The organism is Bellilinea sp. (assembly GCF_034432615.1).
In the GTDB taxonomy this organism is placed as follows: Bacteria; Chloroflexota; Anaerolineae; order Anaerolineales; family Anaerolineaceae; genus Bellilinea.
This window is the reverse complement of the sequence record NZ_DAOUBL010000193.1, coordinates 1-8,899: the sequence shown is the minus strand read 5'-3', so window position 1 is coordinate 8,899 and position 8,899 is coordinate 1. Positions and strand designations below refer to the sequence as shown.

General features: G+C 53.4%; 7 protein-coding genes. 3 read left to right on the top strand and 4 right to left on the bottom strand.

Translation table 11 applies throughout. From position 1 onward, the window contains the following. On the top strand, nt 1–981 hold a 981-nt coding region (locus VAE48_RS08815), incomplete at its 5' end, for an HAD hydrolase-like protein (protein WP_322792954.1). On the opposite strand, the gene VAE48_RS08810 is transcribed toward VAE48_RS08815, so the two are convergent. Both VAE48_RS08810 and VAE48_RS08805 read right to left on the bottom strand, forming a co-directional pair. Continuing rightward, nucleotides 978–2,462, bottom strand: a complete 1,485-nt coding sequence (locus VAE48_RS08810) for a serine hydrolase (protein ID WP_322792953.1) — start codon at nt 2,460–2,462, stop codon at nt 978–980. The two genes, VAE48_RS08815 and VAE48_RS08810, sit on opposite strands and share 4 nt — an antisense overlap. A gap of 122 nt (nt 2,463–2,584) precedes the next feature. Then, nucleotides 2,585–5,290, bottom strand: coding sequence for a valine--tRNA ligase (locus VAE48_RS08805; RefSeq protein ID WP_322792952.1), 2,706 nt, complete (start codon nt 5,288–5,290; stop codon nt 2,585–2,587). Nucleotides 5,291–5,394: 104 nt separating this feature from the next. On the opposite strand from VAE48_RS08805, the gene VAE48_RS08800 reads away from it, so the two are divergent. Together VAE48_RS08800 and VAE48_RS08795 are read left to right on the top strand one after the other, a co-directional pair. After that, nucleotides 5,395–5,658, top strand: a complete 264-nt coding sequence (locus VAE48_RS08800) for a hypothetical protein (RefSeq protein ID WP_322792951.1) — start codon at nt 5,395–5,397, stop codon at nt 5,656–5,658. Nucleotides 5,659–5,884: 226 nt separating this feature from the next. Then, complete coding sequence (locus VAE48_RS08795; protein ID WP_322792950.1) at nt 5,885–7,381, top strand: RNA-directed DNA polymerase; 1,497 nt, start codon at nt 5,885–5,887, stop codon at nt 7,379–7,381. A 121-nt stretch (nt 7,382–7,502) separates the two neighbouring features. On the opposite strand, the gene VAE48_RS08790 is transcribed toward VAE48_RS08795, so the two are convergent. After that, nucleotides 7,503–7,835 (bottom strand): DUF4190 domain-containing protein, encoded by a 333-nt coding sequence (locus tag VAE48_RS08790; protein ID WP_322792949.1) that lies wholly within the window; start codon nt 7,833–7,835, stop codon nt 7,503–7,505. A gap of 21 nt (nt 7,836–7,856) precedes the next feature. Beyond that, a complete protein-coding gene (locus VAE48_RS08785; RefSeq protein WP_322792948.1) occupies nt 7,857–8,819 on the bottom strand; it encodes an aldo/keto reductase in 963 nt (320 codons plus the stop codon). Between the last annotated feature and the right edge of the window lie 80 nt (nt 8,820–8,899).

Genomic DNA, 8,899 nt, shown 5'->3' with positions numbered 1-8,899 from the left:
GTAGTTTCGGCGATGCCGATGGCATTCCATTCAGGAACGGTCGCGACGCCCGCCCTGTACGGTCGCTTCCGGTTGGTTGTGTGTACCAATGCGGAAATTTCCACGGCGGAGCAGGTGCGCGCAGCGTTGAATCGGGTTGGGTTGGGGGAATATATTGAAACTGTCTTTACTCCCCAGGAACTGGAAAATGCCCGCAAGCCGGAAAAGGGATTTTTCCACGCTGTTGAGCGGGCCTTAGGCGTGCGCAGCGAAGCGGTGCTTATGGTGGGTGATGATGCGTTAGGGGATGTGGGCGGCGCTGTACTGGCAGGCTGGCGGGCGGTATGGTTCAACCCGCAGCGCGTGGCTGCGCCGGCTTTACAGCCGCTGGGTGATGCCGAAGTGACCCGTTTGAAAGAGTTAACGGAGGTACTGCAAAATCGGCGGTTACCGGGGGCGGATCAGGCGCGCTTGTGGCTGTTAGAGCAACATGCAACAGCCAATCTGCTGGTACATGTAGAAATGGTTGCCGCGCTATCTTATCAAATTGCCGTCTGGTTGAGGAACAGCGGTGTGATGGTCAACCCCCTGCTGGCTCACCGCGGCGGTCTGCTGCACGATTTGTGTAAAATCTCGGCGCGCGGAGGCCATATTTTACATGGCGATTTAGCGGCTGACTGGCTGCAAGCGCGCGGAGAAACGGAACTGGCTGGAATTGCCGCCACTCACATGCTTTTTAACCTGCTGGAAGAGGGTAAACGCCCGCAAACCTGGGAAGAAAAAATCGTCTATTACGCCGATAAACTGGTGGAAAACGGGCAGGTTGTGCCTTTCAGCAGGCGCATGGATGCGCTGCGTCAGCGTTACAGCATGGAGCAGCAACGGGTTGATCGCTTGGCTGAGGCAATCCCTGTGCTGGAGCGCGAGTTAACCGCTCCGCTCGGCTGGACGATTGAGCAGCTGGTGGAGCGTTTACAGCAGTCTTTCTGGAAAGGGAATTAAGGATTGCCCAGCGTATAGTAGTTATAGACACCCTGGGCAAGAAAGGCCATCAACTCATTGGCGGGATTGAATAACAATTGAGTAGGGTGGTAGAGGTAAACCACCAGTACAAAATTGCCACCGCTGGTGTAAATAATGCCGGCATCGCTCATCGTGTGAATCAGCCCATCGCGCGGATCGGTGATCCAGCCGTGTTTGTGGGCAATTTGTACCCCTTCGGGCAAACCGGCCTGAAACAGGACGCCGATGCGGTTTTTGGAAAGCAGGCTGATCATCAGGCGGCACTCGTTCTGAGTAATTTCACCGGGAAAGACTGCCTCGAAAGTTCCCCCGCCATTGACGGCACACTGGTAAATGTCGTTCAGCAAAACGCCGATTTCCATGGGGGTGGTCTGGTTGTAGCGATCGGGATCGGTGTTGACATCGCTGCGCTGATTGGCCGGGGTGGAATAGGTGCGCAGCAACGGCGCACCCGGGTAAAAGTAACCCGCTAAAAAGGTGTTTTTCAGCCCCAGGGATTGGATATCGGCGGTCACTTCCAGCGGGCCAAGCCGTGAATCCAGTACCACCTGCATCAGCCGGTCTGCCGGATCGTTTTCGGAAAGTTCGATCATCGCTTCGAGCAGGTTGGTCACCTCCGGTGGAACAGGTTCAGACACGCGCCGGAACACGGATACCATGATGGGGATTTTCATGGTGGAAGCCGCCGTGAAGGCAATGCCCGGGGCAATCACCTGACCGTCGTTGTAAGCGAAGTTGATCTCCTGCCCGGTCTGCAGATCGAGCAGATAAATTTCGGCCAGACCATCGTAACCGCGTGTGGTGAGAATTTGCTGCAAGAGCACCTGCACATTCTGAAAAACCGGGCGGGTGGGACTTACGCGGTTGAAGGAAAGGTTGACGACGCGGTTGGAAGGATTTCGGAGGGCATCAGAGATAAGAATGACGGCGCGGTCAATATCCAATACAATGCCGGGCTGACCCGGCTCGAAGGCGGTGGTGCCGGGCACAGGGGAGGCAGGTGAAGGCGGCCGGTCATAGCGCGCAGCGATTTCGTCGCGCAGATAGGCGCGCAAACGCTCTTCCGAAAAGCTGGCGCGCAGCGGAACTTCGGCGGGGGTGGGAAACTGGTTCCACAAGTAGTCCCAAAAGGCGGCCCAAAAAGGTTGAGCCACCCGCTGCTGATCGGCTGCAGCCAGCATGGCTTCCAGGTCCAGCCGAAAACCGGTAGCCGATGGGCGCATCTGAATGACGGCATCAGCATAGCGGATTTCAACCGGTACGCTGTAGGCCTGGGTAAGCCGTTCGGCGGCCTGCTGGCGGTTTAGCCCGGCAACCGGTACACCGGCAATGATAGTACCCGGCGGGAAGGCTGCCCTTAACCGGCTGTATTGCACCAGCTGTAACACCAGTAAAAGCACCCCCAAAAACAGGAATAAAATGGAAACCCAGCGAAGAATGATTACGCTGCCTCGTCTCAACCTTTCCTCCGTTCACAAACGAGACAAATTGTACCAGATTCGTGCCAGCCTGCGGAAAGCGGCACAAACGGATGAGGGTTTTTAAGCCTCATCCGTTTGTGAAGGGGTAGTTTGATGTTCCTTTACAGGTTCTCTAACTGCTCCCGCAGACGGCCGGCGGTTTCTTCGAATGTAGCCAGTTTCTGCCGCTCTTTTTCGACCACCGCTGGGGGGGCTTTTTCGGCAAAGGGCGAAGCCAGTAACCCGCGCAGGCGTTCAATTTGTTTTTCGGCCTCGGCCAGCTCATTTTGCAGACGGGCGCGTTCGGCTTCCAGATCCACCAGATCAGCCAGCGGCAGGTAAATTTCAACGCCTGCCACTACAATTGCAATCTGATTTTCGGGTTTGTCCGCTAAATCTGCCAGCAGTGTGAGGTGATCGGCCTGGAGATAGGCCAATGCAGCAATCGCGGCGGCCTGCTGCTGGAATACAGCCAGTTTGTTGCCGGCAACAATGGTAGCCGGAATGCGTTTGCCCGGCGTGACCTTCTTTTCGGTGCGCAAATTGCGGATGGCGCGGATGACCTCTTGAATCAGGTTGAAATCGGCAATTTTTTCCTCTTCCCAACCTTCAACGGCTTGCGCCTGCGGCCAGCGGGCGATGATCAGGGCTTCTTCCCAGCCGCCTTTGGGGCTGAAGTCGTCGCCTTTTTCCTGCGCGGCGCGCTTGAGGTGCCCCCACAACTCCTCGGTAACGAAGGGGGTGAAGGGATGCAGCAGGCGCAGACAGGCATCCAGCACCCGTAGCAGGGTTTGGGCGGTGTAAAAGGCGCGGTCACCGCCTTCTGCCAGTTGCAGTTTGGCAATCTCAACGTACCAATCCGCAAATTCCGACCAGAAGAAGTCGTAAATCTGGCGACCGGCTTCACCATATTGATAGTTGCTGAACAAACGCTCCACATCGCGCAGCAGTTGCTGCAGGCGTGCCCAAATCCACGAGTCGGCCAGTGTCCACTGCGGAGCAGCCTGCGCCTGCGCCGGGGCCTGCGCCAGAGCGCCCAGCACAAACCGGCCGGCGTTCCAGACTTTGTTGGCAAAGTTGCGGTTGGCTTCCACCTTCTTCAGGCTCAGGTTCATGTCATTGCCGGGGGTGGAGCCCACCAGCAGGGTGAAGCGCAGCGCATCGGTGCCCATTTCGTCCATCACTTCCAGCGGATCAATCACATTGCCTTTGGTTTTGCTCATCTTCTGACCGTGTTCATCGCGGATCAGGCCGTGCAGATACACGGTGTGGAAGGGCGGCTTTCCGGTGAATTCCAGCCCGAACATGATCATGCGCGCCACCCAAAAGAAAAGAATATCGTAACCGGTTTCCAGTACGCTGGTGGGGTAAAAGTAGCGCAGGTCGGGGGTTTCTTCCGGCCAGCCCAGTGTGGAAAACGGCCACAGCCCGGAGGAGAACCACGTATCCAGCACATCCTCATCCTGATGGATGCGGCTGCTTTGACAGTGGGCGCAGTGGGTCGCATCCTCGCGGCTGACGGTGATCTTGCCGCAGTCATCGCAGTACCAGACCGGGATGCGGTGACCCCACCACAACTGGCGGCTGATACACCAATCTTCAATGTTTTCCAGCCAGTTGTAATAGACTTTGGTGAAGCGTTCCGGCACGATTTTAATTTGGCCTTCCCTTACGGCGCGCAGGGCGGCTTCGGCGAGCGGTTGAATGCGCACAAACCACTGGGTGGAAATCATCGGCTCGACAATTTCACCGCCGCGCTGGGAGCGGGGGACATTGAGGGTGTAAGGCTGTTCTTTGATGACCAACCCGGCAGCGCGCATGTCTTCCCACATCCGCTTGCGGCACTCAAAACGATCCAGGCCGACATACGGCCCGCCGTTTTCGTTGATGGCGGCCTGGGGGGTGAGGATGTTGATCATCTCCAGATTGTGACGCAGGGCAATCTGGTAATCGTTGGGGTCGTGCGCCGGCGTGATTTTAAGCGCGCCGGTGCCAAATTCGCGATCCACATATTCATCGGCAATGACCGGAATTGCCCGGTTGAGAATGGGGACAAGGACTTTACGCCCAACGTAGGCACGGTAACGCTCGTCTTCCGGGTGGACAGCCACTGCCGTATCGCCCAAAATTGTTTCCGGGCGGGTGGTGGCAACCGGGATGTATTCCTGCGGATTGTCGGCCAAAACATACTTAAAGAAGTAAAGGGTGCCGGGCTCTTCGCTGTATTCCACTTCCAGATCGGAGACGGCGGTTTTCAAACCGGGCGACCAGTTGATCATACGCGGCCCGCGGTAGATCAGACCTTTTTCATACAGGCGGACAAAGGCTTCGCGCACGGCGCGCGAGAGACCCTCATCCAGCGTGAAACGCTCGCGCGACCAGTCGCAGGATGCGCCCAGCCGGCGAATCTGGCGAGTGATGATGCCGCCGTATTTTTCTTTCCATGCCCAGGTGCGGCGCAAAAATTCCTCGCGTCCCAGCTGCTCACGGGAGAGGCCCTCTTTGGCGAGGGCTTTTTCCACCTGTAACTGGGTGGCAATGCCGGCGTGGTCGGTGCCCGGCACCCACAGGGTTGGAATGCCCTTCATGCGGTGGTAGCGAATCATCAGGTCTTCCATGGCAACGAACATGGCATGGCCGAGATGCAGTTCGCCGGTCACATTGGGGGGTGGGATGGAAATGACGAACGGACGGCGGGAAGGGTCGTGGTCGGGGGAACGCGGGTCGTTGGCTGGCTTGAAGTAGCCGCTGGCTTCCCATTGGGCGTAAATTTTTTCTTCCACCGAAGCAAAGTCGTAGGTCTTGGGTAAGGAAAACGGTTGATTCATGCTCGCTCCTGAGTTGTGAAAATTCAATCAAAAAGCAGCCCTTCGCTATGAGGACGAAAGGGCTGCTTCCGCGGTACCACCTCAATTCATTGCCGTGGCCGGCAATGCACTCCAACCTGAACCAGTATTCAGGCTTTGCGCTAACGGGCAAACCCGCGCCGTTCTACTTTCCCGAACAGGGATTTCTTCGGCGATTTCACCGGGCGACCTTCGGTCAGGGTCAACTGGGGAGGCTTTCAGCCGGCGGCGCTCCGTCTCTGTCAGTAACCGGTCAACCTACTCCTCCCGGCACTCCGTTATATGTTTTGATTATTATAGCGGTTTCGGGCGCGGCTGTCAAACTTGGGCTCAAAGAGATCGTTGAATAATTAAAACTGGTCCCCATATATAGGGGCGAAAACAACCATTTTTCGTGTAGAGTTATGCCATATATTTTTAAACACTATCGGCTCAACCTAAAAAAATTGGTCAGCTGCATTGTATGGTAGAATTTTCGTAAATTGGTGGTTTGTATATGGGATATTTAATTGAATCCACAGGAGAAGATAGTGGTATTGCGTGAGGTGTTTGAAATCAAAAAAAGGTGATAATTCTATGAAAAAGATTATCAGTCTCACCCCGGAGCAAGCCAAAAAACATTTCTTGAAGGGAACCTCGTATTCTACCATTGATTTTCCCGACTATATTAGCTTTGAGCCGATCTTAGGCAAAGTAGATAAGATTATCGGAGAGAGGGATATCGATCAATTTTGCTGTTGTGATCCTAAAAACATAACAGGTGTGAATTACAGCTTTCTGGCAAACAAGGATGGACGATTCGCTTGGCGACCTTACGAATTGATCCATCCGGTTCTTTACGTTTCTATTGTAAACTTGATCTGTGAGCCCGATAATTGGTCAACCCTTCAAAGAAGATTTTCCGAATTTGAAGGTGAACCGGTTGAATGTTGTAGTATCCCTGTTATTTCTCAATCCCATCAAAAAGATGTGGCGGAACAAATCAGAAGCTGGTGGCTCAGTGTCGAGCAGAGGTCTCTTGCCTATTCTCTAGAATATAGTCATATTCTCCATACGGATGTGACAGATTGCTATGGCTCACTTTATACTCAAAGCATCCCTTGGGCGATTCACGGACAAGACAATTCAAAAGAGAAAAAAGCGGAAAGGTCTTTGTTGGGGAATAAAATAGAGACCCTTATTCAGGCAGGCAGGCACGGACAGACCAATGGAATTCCTCAGGGTTCAGTTTTAACGGATTTTATTGCCGAATTGGTGCTAGGATTCGTAGATCATAAGATCAATTTAAGAATATTATCGAGCGACATAAGAGATGTTCAAATACTTCGTTACCGGGATGACTACCGAATTTTTGCCAACAGTAATGAAATGGCAGAAAAGGTTTTGCAAATTGTGAGTCAAGAGCTGCTATCGGTTGGTATGAAGTTAGGTGTATCAAAAACCATATCCAACAGGAATGTTGTCGAAGGTTCAATCAAGCCGGATAAATTGGCAGGCATTGAGTTGCAGGATTTGGGAAATGCAAATGCAAAAACTATACAAAAGCAGTTGCTCAGATTGCATTCGTTCGGACAGCGATTCCCAAACAGTGGCGCGCTAAAGCGCTTGGTCAGCGATTTTCACAAAAAGATTTCAAAACAAAAAAAGGCGCCTGATGATCTTGAAGTTCAAATTGCAATTGCCACAGATATTGGGTTTGTTTCACCATTGGCTTTCCCGGCTGTGGCTGGAATCCTCAGTTACTTGATTTCACTAGCTCCGCCTGGACAACGAATTGAGTTGTGGGAAAAAGTTCGCAATAAAATGGCACGTCTTCCGCACAACAGTTATGTTGATGTATGGCTTCAGCGAGTGATACAACCTCTCGGTATGCCTTTTGAAAGCCAAGAACCAATTTGTAAAATTGTCAATGGAGAATCTGTGGCGTTATGGGAGAATGGCTGGATATCGGATCATGATTTGCAGAAAGCCCTGAATACATCAACAATTGTAACCAGGTCGGTTGACGAGATGAAACCTGTTATAGAACCCGAAGAAATTGAGTTATTCACACGAAGAGCCTGGTCGTATTGAATGGTAGGTTAGGCCGTCTAACCGGCAGACCAATAGGCGATGGGATATTTGTTGCGGGGAGGCGTTAGCGTGTTCCTCCCCGCACATACCCGGCAAATTCAAGTAAATCTGCCAAATAACCTTATGGCATAAAGTTCTGAAAGTCAAAATTTTGCCAGTCAAATCCGCCCTGGGTGAAGAGGAAAACGCCAACAATGGCGTTGACTGCCGAAAGAATCAACCCGATTGCCGAAAGCACAATTCCGGCGATTGCCAGTCCGCGGCTGCTGGATTTAAGGCCGATGACGCCGGTAATGATGCCGGCGATGGACATGGGAAAGCCGCAAATTGGCAGACACCAACTGAGCAGATTGAGAATACCCAGCACCAGGGCGGCAATGGCAACACCCTGCTTATTGCCAGCGGGTGGTGGAGGGTAAACGACTTCCGGTTGAGGAGTGTAATCACTGGTCATTGAAGTGCTCCATTTGACAGATTATTCAAAATGATTTTCGCCAAAAATTGCCTCGATGCGTTCGAGAATGTCGTTGGTCAATTTCTCAACCGCTTCGGCTGCGGCAAGGTTTTCATCCAGTTGTTCCAGCCGGCTGGCGCCGGTGATGACGCTGGATACTTCCTTGCGGCGCAGCACCCACGCTATTGCCAGTTGCGAGGTGGTCAGACCCAGTTCCTGCGCCAGCGCGGTCAGTTGACGGACGATGGCAATCCGCTCCGGGGTGATGCGCTCACGCAGCCAGGCCATGTCCTCGTGCGAAGCACGGCTGCCGGCGGGGATGCCGTCGTTGTACTTGCCGGTCAGTATGCCAAAGTAGAGCGGTGAAAAGGTGGTCAACCCCAGGCCCAAATCGCGCGCCAGCGGCATGATGTGATCTTCCACGCGCTTGCGGTGGAAGAGATTGTATTGGGGTTGTTCCATGCTGGGCGGTACCAACCCAAATTCGCGGCAGGCGCCGTACACTTCGGCAATCTGATAGGCCTCCCATTCGGATGTGCCCCAGTAGAGGACTTTGCCCTGATGCACCAGATCATCCATGGCGCGGGCAACTTCTTCAAAGGGGGTATCGGGGTCATAACGGTGGCAGAAGTACAAATCCACGTAATCGGTACCCAGCCGGCGTAATGAGGCGTGAATGGACTCAAAGATGTGTTTGCGGGAAAGCCCGCGCCCGTTGGGGCCCGGAAAAGTGGGCCAGAAAACTTTACTGGAAATGACCAGCGTTTCGCGCTGCAGGTTTTGGATGGCTTTGCCCATGACAACTTCGGCCTGACCGTTGGCGTACACATCGGCATTATCAAAAAAATTAATGCCCTGTTCGTAAGCGGCATGAACAAGGTCAATGGCGGTCTGTTCGTCAATTTGATTGCCAAAAGTGAGCCATGCCCCCAGCGAAATTTCACTGACTTTCAGGCCAGTTCGTCCCAGTCTTCGGTAATGCATGTGTTTATCCTCCTGAGATTTTGAGATGTACTGCCGCCGTCAGGCGGCAGGTGGTTGACCGGTTATTCCATATCATGAAT